Genomic DNA, 17,358 nt, shown 5'->3' with positions numbered 1-17,358 from the left:
ATCATCTCGATTCCTTACACATATTACACACATTATACTATACGTACGTGTAAATTTCAAGCAAAAAATAACCCCCTTTACAGGAGGCTATTGTCAGAATTACACACTTTTAGGTACTATAAAGAACGTTTGAGGTCTTTTTAATGGCTAATAGTTGGCTGCCAAGTCGTTATATCAGATAACTTTTGAGAAACGGTTTTTATGTCTTTTTTCTAAATATTCATCAAATACCATGGCGACATTGCGACCAAGCAAGCGGCCCCTAGGTAAGACACGAATGCCTGCTGCATCCATATCAATCAGTCTATCTGCTTGCATCTCGCCTAATTGCTGAATCTCATTAATAAAATAGGTAATCGCATCGATACCAAATTTTTGATTCACATCTTTAAAATCAAGATAATCGTGGCAGAGCAAGTTCATGATGACATATTCACGTAAGCGATCTTTGATGGACGTCTTAATATATTTCACGGCAGGCATGACCATAGGATTGATTTTCGCCATATCAATCTTAGCTTGGTAATTCTGTAGATCGGTATCATTTTGCAATATATAGCGCGTATTGCTATTGGCAATTTGACTGATAGATGAAACCCCAAAACCCAATAAATCACAGTCACCCATGATGGTGTAGCCTTGAAAATTACGATGTAATTTACCTTCGCGCTGGGCGATCGCCAGCTCGTCATCGGGCTTGGCAAAGTGATCGATACCGATATATTGATAGCCTGCTTTGCTCAATGTATTGACGGTGTTGCCGAGCATAGCGAGTTTGGCTGCTGGGCTGGGCAGATCTTCGTCTCTGATCTGACGTTGAGCTTTGAAACGCTCAGGCAGATGCGCGTAGTTAAAGACAGACAGGCGATCTGGTGACATCTCGATGATACGATGTACGGTTTTGTCCAAAGTAGCAGGCGTTTGATGCGGTAAACCATAAATCAAATCAATATTGATAGAGTGAAAACCAAGCGCGCGCGCCTCTGTCAAGACACTCTCAATAAGCTCTGCTGAGTGCACACGATTGACGGCAATTTGTACCGTTTCATCTAAGTCTTGCACGCCTAAACTGATACGATTAAAACCGAGGTTGCGTAATATCTTGAGCGTATTATCACTCAGCTCACGCGGGTCGATTTCGATAGAATAGTCGCCTTCATCGTCTGGCAAAAACTCAAACTGAGTCTGCAAAAATTCCCACAGTTTAACCATCTCTTCATCACGCAAAAATGTTGGCGTACCACCGCCCAAATGTAGCTGCTTGACTAAAGGTTTTTCGCTACCTTCTGGCACAGACAGCAAACGGCGTTTAAGGGCAATCTCAGCCATTAAATATTGCAGATAATCACCAGAATCGCTATTTTTTTTGGTGATGATTTTATTGCATGCGCAGTAATAGCAAAGGTGGCGACAAAAGGGAATATGGAAGTATAAAGATAAAGGCGCGCGTGACTCACGATTCTGCAGGATTTTTGTTTCAAGACCGACTGCCTCAAAATCATTTGTCTCAAAGCTATCTGGTATTGGCGTGAACTCTAGAGCAGTTGGATAAGAGGTGTAACGTGGTCCCGAGCGATTGTACTTATTAATGATCGCCTCATCGAATGCTGGTAGCTGCTTACTGGTAATACTGCCGCGTGTACTGGCATAAGGGTTGTCTGGCTGCATAACAGGGCGTACAGTGGTTGGTGGCTCGTCCGCGCGGTTGTAGGGCTGCTGAGTGTTCGGCTCTGAATAGTCTGTCATGCGGTATTCCTCGTTTTGACTCTCGACACTGCTGGATTTTGTGCTGTCAAGGACTCATATTTGGAGTCGATTTTGTGTTTTTATAATGGTTAATAGAGCTATTTGAATCGTCTATTAGTAGCAATAGGTGCCGCTAAATATATATCAGCTAGTATAGCAAATCCTTATTAGCAGTGGGGAGGTCGGTGCGTGTACTTAAGTGTTGAAGGAGAATTGTCATGCAAATATAAAAAACCCCAGCACTGAGCTGAGGTCTTTTATATTTATGCTTTTTTCTATTAAAACTATTCTCTTAGCTGAAGGGTATTACCAACGGCCTGATCTTTGACTTCAGCTTGACTAAACGGTAAGCGTATCCAGTCTTTAGCTGAGTAACGGCGCGTCTGATCACGATGGTAAGGGCGTGTACTGTCTGAGGCTTGTGAATAAGCCAATAGCGCCTCTACGACGGGTCCTTTGCTATCAAAGGTGACGGTCTGCATATAGGTAGGACCATTGGTAATTGGCTTATAAGTACCATCTTCGTTTAGTTCTGGACCTTGAGCAACGTTAAATATACCTTCGCGTCCAAGTCCACCATGCATAGGTATTTTTTCATTATTATTGCCTGCATCGATGACATATTGTAGATCTGCCAAAGTCGCATCAAGCGCTATATTTTTGCTATTAAAGAAGGCAATCGCATCTCCCAATGCGCTGCGGGTATTGTCATTAATAATGAGGTCACGAGGCGTGTTGACAGGGTCGTTAATATCAAACTTCACATTGAATGCATCGTCCGTGGTTTCCGTAAAATTGACCTTGCGCCAGAACTCTCTAAATACATGAGCGCCTTTACTATCTAAATTATCACGGCGATCCCAATTGCTCAAAACTGCACAAGCCTGAGTGGCATCGATCGTATCACCGCTGGTCAGTGGCATCACAGGATTGGCTGTACAGTCTGCCAACACATCATCGAGCACGAGCTCGGCGACGTAGCTGCGGTTGCCATAGACAACGTCTTGCATATTATCTAAATTAAAGGTGTTGCCACCAAGTTGGTCTTTATTGCTGAGTCTATCTGAGATCTGTGTCAGTCCCATGCGCGAACGCATCAGCAACGGCACACCATCTACGGCATTAGGCCCTAAAAATGGCGATAGACGACGACGTAGGAGAGGTGAAAATCCAGTCAAGGGCTGCTTGGGGTTGCTTAACCAGTAGCTGTCGTTTGAGTTGGCGACGTAATCATCACGAATTAAGAAAGGCAGATTTGAGCGTCCGAAAATACCTGCTTGCGGCGAGTCAGCATCATTGCCCCATTCACAGGCAGCTGTGGCTCCGTTTAGTGCTGGCAAGTCTGATGCAATCAACGCGACTAGGAATGGACCAGCATTTGCACTACAAGATTCTAGTTGTTGCTTAGTGACATGCGGTACGGTTGAGATATCAGCGTATAGCGCTTTGCCATAGCGATCAGTGGCAATGGTATTGACGAACCCAAGTCCTAGCGTATCTTGCATTCTATCAACCAAGTCTTCCACACTGCGTGCTTTATTCATACTGCGCCATTGGTTCAGGGCACGCGGATTTTCAGAAGCTGCATCACGAATCGTATAAGCGAGATTATTATCGCCCCAGTTAGGTAATTGACCATTCAGCTTATTTACGTTCAGCATAGGTCCATACTGTGATAAGTAGATAGGACGAACCAATGTTTGATTGTTCGGCAGTTGAATGGTCACATCGACTTTTTCGATATCACGTTGCTCAAACACACCTGCACTGTTTTGATAGTTGTATTTCATAGGGTTACCGTTTACCAAACTGAGCTGGTAAAGGGTGAAGCGTTTGGCGGTCGAAACAGTATGGCTCCAAGCCACATCCTTGTTAAAGCCGATGTTAATAAAGGGTTGACCTTGTTGAGCGGCGCCCATCACATCAAGCTCGCCTGGTAAGGTCAAATGAAACTCGTAAAAGCGCTGTACACCTTCCCATGGCTCATGCGGATTGCCATATAAGATGCCACTATCTGTACCAGTTACCTCGCTGCCAAAAGCATAAGCATTGCTGCCACCTTTCATCGCATTGATCGTGGAGTTATCAAACTCGGCTACTGGCTCTGGACTAACGGTACGCATTCTACTGCTGTTCATCGTTGCATTTGAATCAGGCGGTGCGGCCGCTACGATGGGTCGGACAAAGTTAGACAGGCCACCGCGCAAGTTCGCTTTGCCATATACGGTCAGCAAATCATCAATCGTGATTTCACGTACCCATTCTGCACCTGCACAATCAGGATTGATGTTATCAACCCCTTTATCCCGTAGGTATCGGCTATAGCCAGCCGCGTAACCAGTGACCGCATCAACGACCTCTGGATCCTGAGCAGCCAAAAATTTAGCGCGTCTCTCCGGAGAGTTGTACCACGTATAAAAAACGTCGCTGTCCACATCACCTTCGTCGCCCAGATACCGCATACTTTGGCCGCTAGCCACAACGACTTCACGTGCCAGCGAGCAGATATTATCCTCGGCAAAGGCATAACCCACGCCGTAACCAAGTCCTTTATAGTCTTTGGCAGTGATATGAGGTATACCGAACTCGGTACGTTGAATGTTTGCTGAATAAGTTGATTGAGAGGTAAATGAATCGTTATCGTCGTCGCCGAAACAACCAGATAACCCTATAGAAACTGCCACTGTGAGTAGCGCGAGCCTAGGCACACGCCGATTAAGCATATCGATGCTCATAAGCTTATCCATCCATGGTTAGTTGGTGTGTATAAAGCCGTAGAAAACAGCAATCACCGAGCTTTATATGATCAATAAAATCCTTTTATTGCCAATGCTCTTTCTAACTCTGGACGTACCATACTGAGAAAATTTTTTACTATATCTAGCCTATCTAATAGGCATTGCGTAAATCAAAAAATCAAGTCAGATAAGATAAGGCATAAGAGCACCTACTTATCATATAATAATTTTTGATAACTATGCTAGTAAATAAAATAGACTATAAAACACGACATTTGCGCGTTGATAAATAATACTTTATCATCGATTAATCTCTAATGTTAGGAAACGCTGATGTCGTTTGCCCAAGTCTATACCCGCTCAGTCGTCGGTTTACACGCTCCCAAGGTAATTATTGAGGTTCATCTGTCACAGGGATTACCTGCATTGACCATTGTTGGTCTGCCTGAAGCGGCCGTGCGCGAGAGTAAAGATAGGGTACGCTCTGCCATTCTTAATTCAGGATTTCAGTTTCCTAATCGGCGTCTAACGATTAATTTAGCCCCCGCTGACTTGCCTAAAGATGGCGCGCGTCTGGACTTGCCGATTGCCATTGGTATATTAGCGGCAAGCGGCCAGCTTGAGCCAGAGGTGCTATCAGGACTTGAGTTTATTGGCGAGTTGGCACTTAACGGTGAGCTTCGGCAGGTAACCGGTAGTTTGGCAGTGGCACGCGCGATTAAAGCGGAAGGACTCGCGTTAAAGTTATCACAAACGATAGACGCAAATGAACAAACACAAAGTGAGCCAAGCCATTTAGCGCAGACACCGAAGCTCATCGTACCAATTGATAATGGTCGTGAGGCTAGCCGCGTTGATGGTGTGACGATATTGGCTGCACAGAGTCTAAAAGCAGTTTGCAGTCACTTACAGTCGCTCGTTGACCCAAGTGCAAGCTATGCAAGTTTGTCAGTGGTACAGCCCAGTCCAGCACCGCAGCAGGTCGGCTATCAAGTGGACTTAGCAGATGTCAAAGGACAGCACCATGCCAGACGCGCGCTGGAGATTGCAGCAGCTGGCGGTCATTCTTTATTATTTACAGGGCCGCCAGGGTCGGGCAAGACGCTCATGGCCTCACGTTTGCCGACGATATTGCCTGATCTCAGTGATGAGGATGCGCTCGAGGTAGCTAGTACGTATTCAGTGGCAGACAGTGATTACGATTACGGCACACGCCCCTTTAGGCAAGTGCATCACACTATATCGGCTGTCGCCTTGGTTGGCGGCGGCTCACGGCCCAAACCGGGTGAGATTACGCTTGCTAATAAAGGGGTATTGTTTCTTGATGAGTTACCAGAGTTTGATCGCAGCGTGCTTGAGGTATTGCGCCAGCCGTTAGAAGCCAAGCAAATCACTATTAGCCGTGCCAACTCGCAAATGACCTTTCCAGCCAACTTTCAACTGGTCGCCGCGATGAATCCGTGCCCATGTGGCTATGATGGCGATACCTCAGGGCGCTGCCGCTGTCGACCTGAGCAAATCAAACGCTATCAAGACAAGCTCTCAGGGCCACTATTAGATCGTATTGATTTGCATATTACCGTACCAGCATTGCCGATTGCTGACTTGCAAAGCGCGCAGGCAGGTGAAACTTCCAAACAAGTACGCGAGCGAGTAGCAGCTGCGCATCAGCATCAATTAAAACGACAACGAAAAGTTAATAATGAGCTAAGTCCGAGCGAAATCGATGAATACATCAAACTTGGCGATAGCGAAAAGCAACTATTGCAACTTGCTCAGCAGCGCTTGAATTTATCCGCGCGTGGATATCATCGAGTGTTACGAGTTGCACGCACGATTGCTGATTTGGCTGCGAGTGTCGATATTACCAGCGCCCATGTGTCAGAGGCGCTCAGCTATCGTAGTAAGGAGTAGTCTTCGTTTGAGCCAATTTTTACATCCGTTTGATAAATGCTTTTATGGATTAGATGTTATCTTTCATAATCCAAGTAACCAAGTCAGCAAAATTATCAAACGCTTCGGTTGGGTTTAGCTCACGAATGTCTTGCCCATAGTTATAGCCATAAGACAGACCAAACGTATCCATATTGGCGTTTTGCCCCGCTAACATATCGTTTCTAGAATCTCCAATCATCACTGACTGCGCGACACTAACATTGAGAGCGTCGCAAACGTGCAATAGAGGCGCTGGGTCTGGTTTTTTGACTGGTAGACTGTCACCGCCCATCACTTCACTAAACAAATCCTGCCAGCCAAATGATTCTAATATTTTTGGCACAAAACGAATGGGTTTGTTGGTGACTAGGGCAAGCGTATAGCCAGCGGCATGGAGTTTTTTGAGTCCTTCGTCGACATTTGGATAGGCGACAGTTTTACTACCACTGAGGTTCTTATAAGCTTCAAAAAATATTTGCTCTGCGTGATTAGCCTCGGCTTGGGTCAGTGCGCCCTCTGGGACAGTGACATCACCGACCAAAGCACGCTCTACGAGCATTCGTGAACCATTGCCTATCCAATTGCGTATCGTCTCAATTGGATAGGTGTCTTTACCAAGCGTGGTCAGCATTGCATTGGTCGCATCGGCCAAATCAGGCACGCTATCAATGAGAGTGCCATCAAAGTCAAAAATTAAAAGTTGCTTATTCATTGTTCCTCGCTATTAAAAGTAATTATATTTATTATATTGGCCATACCTTAGCACAGTAGTATTTTAATACTGGTCAATTTAGTGTTGTTATATTCTCAATGTGATGAGCAGTAGCACTTACTCGACATCTTTATAACGTGCGCGGTGTTCTTTCTTCATTCTTAGATAATCTTCGTTCTCACGGCACTCGTCCCATTTTTGCTTAAAAATATGCGCCGATTCTGCTTTGATGGGGTCTTCGGTTTGTCGTGGTAACTCTTCGCGACCATGGGCGCCGCTTTGGCCTTTTTTATCATCAGGTACTGGCCCTTTATATTTTTTGCCGCCTTTATGATTGGCATAGCGACGCGCGCGGGTATAGCCCATTTGGATAAATTTACGCGCCATATCTGCACCGACGAAGTCATCGTCAGCCAAGTAATCTAGAAACATCTGGTAAATCGCCTCACTGCTCTCGCGGGCGATATCAGGAGTAGCAAAGCGCCAATGCGGGAGGATTTCAGACTTGTAAGGCTCTACAAGTAACACGCCTTGCTCACCGCGCCCGACGCGATATAGCTCAGGATGCTCACGTAGATCAAGATTTTTATAATCCAAGTCGTAATCGAATTCTCTCATATCTGCCACCTAGGCTCTGTACTATAATGGGTATCTGCTCATTCATAGTTACTGAGTATACTGAGCCAAGCAGTGTAGAAAAAAGCACAAAAATGTTATGCAACCGTGAGTAAAGTGAGCGATGAGAAATATCATGTTAAAGAACAAAATAAGTGTCACTAAGCAAATCCGTTCGCTAGTATCCAAAAATATACAGATTGCGTTACTAATGCTAACGACAAGTATGTTTACGATTATGGCTGCCCATAGCGCTTGGTTTGAAAAGTTGATTCCGCAAGGTGAGACGTATACCGTACGCGAGATAGATCGTGATTTGGCGTTCGTAATAGATGGCTTTATTTATGACGCGCGCACGTCTTGTTTCTTAGCCGTGGGTGATCGCGTGATATTCTTTGAAGGACGCCACGGTATTGATTACCGCGCAACGATCTATGACTTGGATTCACGCGAGCGCTGCAATGTATTATTACGTGGTCGGCTGTACGAATAAGAGCGAAGCATGAATAAAATGAACGCTAAAGAATACGGTAAAATTTAAACATAAAAAAAGCCCCAAACATCACTGTTCGGGGCTTTTTAGAATCTATTAACGAATGGTGGCTCGAGGCAGGATCGAACTGCCGACACACGGATTTTCAATCCGTTGCTCTACCTACTGAGCTATCGAGCCGTCTTCGTTGAGGCGCTATTAAACTAAATATGAGCACGACTGTCAAGTGGTTTTTGCGTTATATCGAATAAAAGACGATAAATAATCAAATATGGGTAAAATTAACCATTTTTTCTATACATTTAGTCTTTTACGCGGAGTAGTTCGTACTCGCTCATGATTCGATGAATATCCGCATCCGCAGGGACGAATTCACGCACGCCTTTTTTGACCTCGGCATCATAGACCAGTTTAATGAATTTGGCGTCGATGGCGCGTTTACGATTCTCTGGATGTACCGTCAGATACTGCAAACGTTTGGCATCGGTCTGCCCATCATCAAAGCAGGCAACCGCAGCGATAGGCTTATCATTGAACATACCCACATAGAGATATTGTCCACGTTTAAACCCTTGCGCCACGATATTTAATACCTCAGCACCATCAGGCTGCGCATCATCGCTATCGTACAATGCCTGCAAGCGCTCTGCTAGCTCATTATCGCGGGCAGGTTTTTTGATAAGTGGCGCATCCAAACTATTAATGGCGATCGCTTCTAACGGCATAGCAGTTCCTATAAACAGAGAGTTTTTATAGTATAAAGTCGGTATACACAGCACTATGTCATGGAGAGTAGTGCCACAAGGTAGACATTGTCAATGTTCGAGCGAGTCATGATTGATAATACTGAACACACTATTTTAGCAGAATGACGTAAATTTGTGCGTGGTTTAGCGCTTGGTCGTGGCAGTAAATGTTAGGGTTTGCTATGATGAGGCTAGATAATATGTGGTACACATCAATCCTAATATATTGATATCTTTTGTATATATCACTTTTTCATACATTTTTTGCTGACGCTGGTTGCAGCGCTAGCGGCGATGTAACGGACAGCAATGGGCGATGTTTTACCTTATTTATAATTGACCGCTTTTCACTGATAAAAAACCGATAGAGAATAGCCATGACAGCCAATGCAACTGAGCAAAATCAAGCAACAAACCTAAATTTATATGGTCGCCCTGAGCGCATCGCGACCGTTGAGCGCAATACTGCCGAAACGCAAATCACGTGTACCGTCAACCTCGATGGTACAGGCAAAGGCGTGGTAGACACGGGCGTACCGTTTTTGGATCATATGATTGATCAGATCAAGCGTCACGGTTTGTTTGACTTGGATATCAAATGTGTTGGTGATACCTTTATCGATGACCATCATAGCGTCGAAGACACCGGTATTACCCTTGGTCAAGCATTTAACAAAGCGTTGGGCGATAAAAAAGGCATCCGTCGTTATGGGCACTTTTATGCACCGTTAGACGAAGCACTGACCCGCGCTGTGGTTGATCTGTCAGGGCGTCCAGGGCTGCACATGGACATTCCATTTACGCGCTCGCACGTTGGCCGCTTCGATGTTGACCTATTCAGTGAGTTCTTTTATGGCTTCGTCAATCACTCATGGATGACCGTGCATTTGGACAATCTAAAAGGCAAAAATAGCCATCACCAGATTGAATCAACATTTAAAGCGTTTGCTCGTGCGCTGCGTATGGCTTGCGAATATGATGAGCGTGCGCTGAACACCTTGCCATCGACCAAAGAGGCTTTCTAAGACGCATTTAAGGCTCTTCTACAAGATTACTCAAAAGGGTCAGTTAAGCTTGGCGTACTGGTTGTACAGCCTACGCTTAACTTCCTTGTAGCAAAACCTTATCTACACCTTAGTAACAGAAAATAGTATACATAGTATAGTAGTCAAAATCTTTAAAAACGAGAACCAATTGATGACCAAAGTAGCGCTATTAGATTATGGTATGGGCAATTTGCACTCAGCTGGCAAAGCACTATCAGTCGTCGGGGCAGACGTCTCTATCACAAACGACCCAAAAGTGGTCGCTGCAGCAGATAAAATTGTCTTCCCTGGTGTTGGCGCGATGCGTGATTGTATCGCTGGTATGCATGATGCAGGCATCGATGACGTGGTGCGCGATGCAGTGTTTAACAAGCCCGTTATGGCCATCTGTGTGGGCATGCAGGCATTGTTTACGCAATCCGCTGAAAATGGTGGTACGGACTGCCTCGGTATCCTAAATGGCACGGTAGAAGCATTTGATCCTACGTGGAAAGATAGGAAAGGCGACACGATAAAAGTGCCCCATATGGGCTGGAATACCATTAGCGGTATGGACTTTGACCATCCGCTTTGGCAGGGTATTGAAGATAACGCGCACTTTTATTTTGTACATAGCTACTACTGCGCGCCTGCTGATAGCGCGCAAGTGGCGGCGGTATGTGACTATGGTCAACCGTTTTGTGCTAGTGTCATCCAAGACAATCTATTTGCCACCCAATTCCATCCAGAAAAAAGCCATACCGCTGGCTTGCAACTGTTAAAGAACTTTGTCGAGTGGAGTGTGTAGATAGGCAGTAAACGTAAATTGCACACTTGCTTCAAAATAGGGTAGATTATCGCTTGTATAATCTGCCTTTTTTATTCTGCACTATTATCATTCTTAACTATCAATTTTTAGTTATTATTGTTTAGTGATACGCTCCATCATTTTCTGCTCGCTTATATTTGGAATACTCTAGTGGACTTTACTGCCTTTAAAATGAATGTTGTTGAAACAACTGGCCTTGCCAAAGATGCCTTACATATCTATGTCGGGGTTGGCGTCTATCTGCTTTGTCTGTTTGTGCTGCGTCCTCTCATCAAAAACCACAATATAAGAGCGTTTATCGCATTGATCGTGGTCACTGGTGTGGCGTTATCAGGTGAGTATCTGGACAATCGCCATATCATCATACCAAAAGGCCTCTTGGCATTAGAAATGGTGGATATAAAGGCCAGTCTGCATGATCTGATGAATACGTGCCTATTGCCTTATCTACTCTTTGCACTCAATAAGTGGACGACTATCTTTCGACCAACCAATAAATCTACCTCACTGACCAAGCGCCATAAAAAAACGGACTATTAATGAGTCCGTTTTTATTTGTTCGCTTTATTTACAATTATTTGCTTTATGCTTAATCATAAAGCTCACAAAAAACTTCCACCAATCGCTTTGATACCGTGCTTTTGCATTGGTTCGTCAAGAACAATACTCCTAAAAAACATCCACATAAATGATTTTTAAAATAGCTTCTGCCTAAGTCGGTAGCTATTGCAGCGGTTGTAATTTGACAGATAAAACACGCTCTCTTTACAAAGCTTACGAAATATAAAAAGTCTTGTCTATTTAACCCTTTCTCAGTTTGTTATCTTAAGATAAAAGGGTAGCGGTATCGGCGTATATCCTAAGCATATCGTCTTTAAATACCACCTGACTAGCTATCCATCCTCCATAATTAATAATAACTAGGAAGCACTATGAATATCCAAGGAATACTAGACAACGCAAAAGAAACATTAGGGTTGCAAGCACAAGAAATCGAAGCGGGAGTATATATTCCTTCCAAGTCATCTTTGAAATTGGCGGCCCCAAGTAAAACCAACTATGACAACACAGAGTATGACACGCCGTATAAGGGCAATAAAAAAATCCTCATGGTCTGTAGCGAGCAGCAATACATGACTATGGAAAATGGTAATAAGTTTGATACCGGCAATCACCCTGTTGAGATGATGGTGCCCTTATTGCATTTTAAAAAAGCGGGTTTTGACACGGATATCTTTACGCCAACAGGAGCGTCTGTCAAAGTTGAGCAATGGGCGATGCCAGAAGACGATGACGATGTTAAACAAATATACGCTGAATATCAGCCAAAGCTTGAGAGTCCGAAAAGTATCGCTGACTTTGTCAAAAATGACATGGCCAATAGCGACGACTATGCAGCGATTTTTATTCCAGGTGGTCATGGCGCGATGCTAGGCTTGCCTGACGACAAAAACCTTGGCGAATTGCTACGCTGGGGCCATAAAAATGACTTGTTTACCTTGGCGATTTGCCATGGACCTGCCGCTTTATTGTCCGCTAACCTAGATGATCCTGATGCAGCGGATGATAAGTCCGAGCGCGACTTTATCTTTAAAGGTTATGAGATGGTAGCGTTCCCCACTGGTATGGATAAGCAAATGCCAAAAATTGGCTATTTGCCCGGTACGATGCCATGGTACTTTGGTGAAAAGCTTGAAGATCTGGGCGTCACTATTAGCAATAAACTGGCCACCGGTAGCACTCATCAAGACAGAAAACTGATCTCAGGCGATGGACCATTAGCTGCCAATGAGTTTGGTAAACTGAGCGCTACGGAATTGCTAAAAGCGCTTAGCTAAAAGGTTAGCAAACCATCCATTTAAAATAAAATAGATCATTTAATAGCATAAAAAACGGACTATTAATTAGTCCGTTTTTTGTTGTAACTCAAAAAATATCTAGTTTGTTGCCTGAGGAAAGGAACAAAGCTAATACCACAGCAATTATCGGCAACACCAAAACTTTACTCCATCCAAACGGCAAAGCATAAGCTAGTTTCGGGTAAAAAGGGCAGACATAGACAGCTGTTCTGTCTTCTGAAGTTATCGACTTAGCTACTGCCTTTCTAACTCCGTTTTCACCAAAACTACGCACTCCTCCAAAAGCATTCAATAATGTGCTGGTATAAGTGACACCTTCGAATTCATATTGATACTTAATAAAAAGCTCATGTACGTCACCCAGATAAGTGACTCTAGCAGATGTAATCACTATTCTTTTGCTTAAAACCTTTGAATCTACTTTTGGGAAACATAAAAATATAAAGTCAGTTATGATCGCTATTAAGATCCACACTAAAAAAATAGATGAAAATATAAATATGCCATAGAGTAAAAATATTGGGTACATATCCATCAGACTCTAAGTTTATATGTTAGCTATTAGCCTCATCATATAATGCGCGCACTACTTCACCAATCACTTTGATACCATCCGTCAGTGTCTGCTCGTCAGCCGCGATACTCATGCGGATACATTCGTGTGCATGTTGGTAATCGCTAACGTCCACACCGGGGAAGAAATACTCGCTTGGTACAATAAGCGTGCCTTTTTCTTTAAGGCGCTCGTACAGCTCAAGGGTGCTAATCGGCAAGTCTTTAAACCATAACCAAAAGAATATCGCGCCTTCAGGCTTGTGAATTCTCAATGGATAATCGCCCAATGCTTCTTTCAATAGCGTCACCGCGAGTTTCGCCTGTTTTTGATAAAACGGCTTAATTTCATTATCAGATAACTGCTTGATACGGTCGTTTTCGACCAGTGGCGTGGCAATCGCTGCACCAAAGCGGGTCGGTGCTAGGTTGACCACCGCATTCATCGCGCTCACCGCTTCAATCACTTCCGCATCGGCCACGATAATACCCGTACGCATACCGGGCAAGCCAATCTTCGATAGGCTAAAGCAAAGAATCGTATTGTGATCCCAGTTCAAATTGACATCAGAGTAGATGATATTCGGGAAGGGCATACCATAAGCATTATCGATAATCAGTGGTATGTCATAGCGCCCCGCAATCTCGGCCAAATGCGCCATTTCTTCATCGGTCAGCACGTTGCCCGTCGGATTGGTCGGGCGTGAGCAGCAAATCGCCCCGATACGACCTTCCTTTAGCGCTGGCAAGTTCTCTAACGCGTCAAAATCCACACGATATTTAAAGAAGCCTTCCTCGCCATCATGCGTCACTTCATCGATATGTGGTAATACGGCTGCGAAATGCTGACCTTCCACATGCACATCACTATAGCCAATATACTCAGGGGTCAATGGCAGTAGAATGGACTTGTCGATAGATTGGTTTTGCTCACCTGTGAACGCACCGCCAAACAGATTAAACAGATAGAAAAACGCATTCTGTGAGCCATTGGTCAGGGCGATGTTTTCTGAGGTAAGGTTCCAGTCATAATGACGGTTAAAAAAGCCAACCAAGGCATCGATAAAGCCTGCATCTCCTTGTGGATTGGAATAGTTCGCCATGCTAATAATCGCGCTACTATTTGCCTCACCTGTATCATTATCAACGCCCAGCGACTTATAGGTCTCCAAAAACAGCTCATTAACGGCATCAATTTTGGCAGGGTTACCACCGCCCAGCATGTTGACAGGCTGATCGCTTTTTAGCGCGTCGCCCAGATCATCCATCAATTGTGAGATGCCAGTGGGCTGGGTAAATTTTTGACCGAACTTTGAGAATTTCATAAGGCTACCATGCTGTTTGGGAGGGTGTTATAAGTGGGTATTTAACCGATAAAGTTGGGCTAGTATAGCAAATGAGGGTTAGGTAATCCCCCCAATAAATAAGCAAACTGCATGGCTGATATTGGTTTATGTGTCTATACATATACGCTCGTGGTTAAACTGTTCTTCAAATCGACTAATAGTTCTTCATTAACTAGAATATTGAACACACGTCTGGCTTCAATTTGTTATTATTCAAGTATCGTAATATTGGTTGATACTGTTATGTTCATACATGTAGTTAATACACCTTGGGATGTGCCCCCCAGTCACGAAAGTAGCATTTTCTTAGTAAAAGACAACTGGAATGATCACGGATTTTATACTACTTTTTCTTTAGTAATATTTGATGATCAAGGAACTCAGTATAAGATAGGCTATGTTCAGATAGGATTCAAAGGACAAAGAGAAAATGATCGTACTTCTGGTAGAATTGAGGAAGGAGCCACAGCTTTACCAGATGAGTTTTTCTCTCTAGGAGGAAGTGAAGACTATTACGAGAAAATGAGTAAAATACCTGAGATTATTAGGAAAAGTGTTTTACATGCTCTCAATGATATTGTATCCAATCCTAATAAGATTGAAGAGTTGAAAAGTGAAGCAGTATTTGAAAAATCCTTACTTAGAAGCGCAAGTTTAACTACAGTGAAAGAGCAATACGCACGAATACTGAAAGGCGGAGCAATATTAACAGAGTTTGAATTCAAATTTGTTCGTAAGGGTATGGAAAATCGTTCAGATATTACTTTAGATTTTAGAGTTTATCCAGAGTTTAAACCCAAAACGAATATACATGTACTTATTGGTAGAAATGGTATTGGTAAAACTACTATATTAAATGGCATGGTCGATTCTATTATAGGAAACGATAGAGAAAATCAGAACTTCATGACTGAAAGCTCCTTTGGGAAAGATATTAAGATTGACAAAGAATATTTTAGTAGAGTAGCTTCAGTATCATTTAGTGCTTTCGACCCCTTCAAACCTTACAGCCAGCAAGATGACCCGACAAAAGGCACATGCTACAGCTATATAGGTTTTAAAAGTAGCATTAAAGAAGGTCTCAAGAAGATTGATGACTTACACGAAGAGTTTATTAAAGCTTTAAAGGTATGTATTCATAAGAAAGAGGAACTTTGGTTAAACGCAATTCAGACTTTAGAGTCCGATGGTAATTTTTCTGAAATGAACTTGAAAGATTTGGCTAAACTGACAGGTGATGACCTAGAAGAAGAAGGACTGGTAAAAATTCGAAGTATGAGTTCTGGTCATGCAATTGTTTTAATTACATTAACACTCTTAGTGGCAACTGTAGAGGAAAAAACCTTAGTATTAATTGATGAGCCTGAAAGTCATTTACATCCACCTTTGTTATCTGCCTTTGTTCGTGCACTATCTAATCTTTTAACTAGTAGAAATGGAGTAGCTATTATTGCAACTCATTCACCTGTTGTCTTGCAAGAAGTTCCTAAATCATGTGCATGGAAAATTAGTCGTTACGGTTCTATATCTACTAGCATTAGACCTAAAATCGAAACCTTTGGTGAAAATGTTGGGGTATTAACTAGAGATGTGTTTGGGTTAGAAGTCGAAAATTCTGGTTTTTATCATTTACTAAAAAACTCTGTAGAATCAGGCAAAAGTTTTCATGAAATTATGGATGACTATAACCAACAGTTAGGAGTGGAAGGAAGATTGATTCTGGCTAATCTTGTAGCATCAGCTGAAAAAGGAAGAAGTGATGCTGAAGATAGTTAAAAATTCTAATACCTTTGAGAGTACTCTAGATATTGTGCTTGAAGGTATCAGAGAACCCAATTTAGTGTCTAGAATAAAAACACATAAACTTGATTTGATCAAAGAGTTCGAGAGTTATGAAGACAGTACTGCTAAGGGAGACGGATTTAAAATTCCCACACATAATTTCTCTAAAAGAGCAAATATTGATCCGTTAGTGGTAGGAAGTTTAACACACTCAGAACTAAGCTCTTTATATAGCAACTATTTTGTACCAGAAAGGCTTGATTCTAGAGTAATTTATAACACGATTTTAGCCTCTTCAATCGAAGGTTGTCCATATTGTGGTGGCATAGGTAACGTTAAAGAATTAGATCATTTCTTACCAAAGTCTAAATACCCACAATTTTCGTTACTAACTTCAAATTTAGTACCGTCTTGTAAAATATGTAATCAAGACCTTAAAAAGAGTAAATTTGCAAAAATTTATGAAGATCAGATAATTCATCCTTATAATGATTTCAATATATTTTTTGAGGATAAGTGGATAGATGTAATTTTTAAGCCAAGTCATGAGAAAAAGACAGAATTTTTCGTTTCTCCTCCTGAATCTTGGTCCGAATCTGACAAGAAAAGAGCTGATTTTCATTTTAATTTGTTTGATTTATCTGAAAGATATTCTACATTTATAGCTGGTGAGTACTTGAGTACCAAACAAAGCATTGAAAACTTAAAGCTTGTTCATGACAATCAATCCATTGTTAATTATATTCTACAACATGTTATTGATGGAGCTAAAACCCCCAATGATTGTAGAAAAATTCTATATGAAGCTTTCAAGAGAGAGTTACTTGCTCCTATAGAGCCTATTATTTAAGCACGCAATAAACTTGAAGTTTTCAATATACAGTGTCATAACCAAACCCTATCAACAGCCTTTACTAAACTTGCAAATAGTAGTAAATCGAAAAACCCCTAATAAGGGGTTTTTTCCGTTTAAAGCTAAA

General features: G+C 42.7%; 15 protein-coding genes and 1 tRNA gene. 8 read left to right on the top strand and 8 right to left on the bottom strand.

Going from position 1 to position 17,358, the window contains the following annotated elements:
- Nucleotides 1–174: 174 nt before the first annotated feature.
- On the bottom strand, nt 175–1,668 hold the full coding sequence (gene hemN, locus JMX83_RS12480; protein ID WP_406947639.1) for an oxygen-independent coproporphyrinogen III oxidase: 1,494 nt from the start codon (nt 1,666–1,668) through the stop codon (nt 175–177).
- Nucleotides 1,669–2,030: 362 nt separating this feature from the next.
- Nucleotides 2,031–4,481, bottom strand: coding sequence for a penicillin acylase family protein (locus JMX83_RS12475; RefSeq protein ID WP_201602305.1), 2,451 nt, complete (start codon nt 4,479–4,481; stop codon nt 2,031–2,033).
- Between the two features lie 336 nt (nt 4,482–4,817).
- Here JMX83_RS12475 and JMX83_RS12470 point away from each other — a divergent pair, with 336 nt between their 5' ends.
- Complete coding sequence (locus tag JMX83_RS12470) at nt 4,818–6,398, top strand: YifB family Mg chelatase-like AAA ATPase (RefSeq protein ID WP_201602303.1); 1,581 nt, start codon at nt 4,818–4,820, stop codon at nt 6,396–6,398.
- A 49-nt stretch (nt 6,399–6,447) separates the two neighbouring features.
- Here JMX83_RS12470 and JMX83_RS12465 read toward each other — a convergent pair whose 3' ends face one another.
- A complete protein-coding gene (locus JMX83_RS12465; protein WP_201602301.1) occupies nt 6,448–7,131 on the bottom strand; it encodes a phosphoglycolate phosphatase in 684 nt (227 codons plus the stop codon).
- 117 nt (nt 7,132–7,248) lie between these two features.
- Nucleotides 7,249–7,749, bottom strand: coding sequence for a DUF4385 domain-containing protein (locus JMX83_RS12460; RefSeq protein ID WP_201602299.1), 501 nt, complete (start codon nt 7,747–7,749; stop codon nt 7,249–7,251).
- 133 nt (nt 7,750–7,882) lie between these two features.
- Here JMX83_RS12460 and JMX83_RS12455 point away from each other — a divergent pair, with 133 nt between their 5' ends.
- On the top strand, nt 7,883–8,239 hold the full coding sequence (locus JMX83_RS12455; RefSeq protein ID WP_201602297.1) for a hypothetical protein: 357 nt from the start codon (nt 7,883–7,885) through the stop codon (nt 8,237–8,239).
- 104 nt (nt 8,240–8,343) lie between these two features.
- On the opposite strand, the gene JMX83_RS12450 is transcribed toward JMX83_RS12455, so the two are convergent.
- Both JMX83_RS12450 and JMX83_RS12445 read right to left on the bottom strand, forming a co-directional pair.
- Nucleotides 8,344–8,419 (bottom strand) — tRNA-Phe (locus tag JMX83_RS12450).
- A gap of 122 nt (nt 8,420–8,541) precedes the next feature.
- Nucleotides 8,542–8,964: a hypothetical protein gene (locus JMX83_RS12445; protein WP_075107241.1), complete on the bottom strand. Its 423-nt coding sequence runs from the start codon at nt 8,962–8,964 to the stop codon at nt 8,542–8,544.
- Nucleotides 8,965–9,362: 398 nt separating this feature from the next.
- Here JMX83_RS12445 and hisB point away from each other — a divergent pair, with 398 nt between their 5' ends.
- The 4 genes from hisB (at nt 9,363) to JMX83_RS12425 (ending at nt 12,677) form a co-directional block, all read left to right on the top strand.
- Nucleotides 9,363–10,010, top strand: a complete 648-nt coding sequence (gene hisB / locus JMX83_RS12440; RefSeq protein WP_201602294.1) for an imidazoleglycerol-phosphate dehydratase HisB — start codon at nt 9,363–9,365, stop codon at nt 10,008–10,010.
- Nucleotides 10,011–10,182: 172 nt separating this feature from the next.
- Nucleotides 10,183–10,818 (top strand): imidazole glycerol phosphate synthase subunit HisH, encoded by a 636-nt coding sequence (gene hisH, locus JMX83_RS12435; RefSeq protein WP_201602291.1) that lies wholly within the window; start codon nt 10,183–10,185, stop codon nt 10,816–10,818.
- Nucleotides 10,819–11,010: 192 nt separating this feature from the next.
- Complete coding sequence (locus JMX83_RS12430) at nt 11,011–11,379, top strand: hypothetical protein (RefSeq protein ID WP_227675855.1); 369 nt, start codon at nt 11,011–11,013, stop codon at nt 11,377–11,379.
- A gap of 392 nt (nt 11,380–11,771) precedes the next feature.
- Complete coding sequence (locus JMX83_RS12425) at nt 11,772–12,677, top strand: DJ-1/PfpI family protein (RefSeq protein WP_201602261.1); 906 nt, start codon at nt 11,772–11,774, stop codon at nt 12,675–12,677.
- 88 nt (nt 12,678–12,765) lie between these two features.
- Here the strand turns inward: JMX83_RS12425 and JMX83_RS12420 are convergent, their stop codons facing one another.
- Nucleotides 12,766–13,233, bottom strand: a complete 468-nt coding sequence (locus JMX83_RS12420; protein ID WP_201602258.1) for a hypothetical protein — start codon at nt 13,231–13,233, stop codon at nt 12,766–12,768.
- A gap of 19 nt (nt 13,234–13,252) precedes the next feature.
- Nucleotides 13,253–14,575, bottom strand: coding sequence for a valine--pyruvate transaminase (locus JMX83_RS12415; protein WP_201602255.1), 1,323 nt, complete (start codon nt 14,573–14,575; stop codon nt 13,253–13,255).
- Nucleotides 14,576–14,686: 111 nt separating this feature from the next.
- On the opposite strand from JMX83_RS12415, the gene JMX83_RS12410 reads away from it, so the two are divergent.
- Both JMX83_RS12410 and JMX83_RS12405 read left to right on the top strand, forming a co-directional pair.
- Nucleotides 14,687–16,372: an ATP-binding protein gene (locus JMX83_RS12410; protein WP_265089549.1), complete on the top strand. Its 1,686-nt coding sequence runs from the start codon at nt 14,687–14,689 to the stop codon at nt 16,370–16,372.
- Nucleotides 16,356–17,228: an HNH endonuclease gene (locus JMX83_RS12405; protein WP_201602252.1), complete on the top strand. Its 873-nt coding sequence runs from the start codon at nt 16,356–16,358 to the stop codon at nt 17,226–17,228. The genes JMX83_RS12410 and JMX83_RS12405 overlap by 17 nt, the downstream gene beginning before the upstream one ends.
- Nucleotides 17,229–17,358 lie beyond the last annotated feature (130 nt).

The organism is Psychrobacter piscatorii, assembly GCF_904846415.1.
GTDB lineage: Bacteria > Pseudomonadota > Gammaproteobacteria > Pseudomonadales > Moraxellaceae > Psychrobacter > Psychrobacter piscatorii.
Note: the sequence above shows the minus strand (reverse complement) of the source record. Positions and strands in the feature narration are given on the sequence as shown.